We start from the raw sequence: 255 nt of genomic DNA, 5'->3' as shown, positions 1-255 counted from the left end.
CGACGAGGGGTACAGGTTCTCAGCTGGGTACCTCTATGAAGAAAATCCCGTGCCAGATAGAACATATGAGCCTGCCGCCAGTGGCCAAGATAAACATACCCTCACTGTTGGCGTGGCAAAACGCTTTACTAACATCACTGGGAGAGTTAGTTATGCTTATGATTTTTACAAGGATAGAGAAATATCCAATAATGGTACTTCCTCTCTATTGAATGGAAACTATAGTCAGAAGAACCAGATGGTTGCCTTGACCTT

1 protein-coding gene is annotated in these 255 nt (G+C 43.9%); it reads left to right on the top strand.

Annotated elements, in window-relative coordinates; all coding sequences use genetic code 11:
* Window positions 1-49 precede the first annotated feature (49 nt).
* On the top strand, window positions 50-255 hold a 206-nt coding region (locus FCL47_RS24960), incomplete at its 3' end, for a hypothetical protein (RefSeq protein WP_205747436.1).

Origin of the sequence: Desulfopila sp. IMCC35006 (assembly GCF_005116645.1) — a bacterium.
Taxonomy (GTDB): domain Bacteria; phylum Desulfobacterota; class Desulfobulbia; order Desulfobulbales; family Desulfocapsaceae; genus Desulforhopalus_A.
Note: the sequence above shows the minus strand (reverse complement) of the source record. Positions and strands in the feature narration are given on the sequence as shown.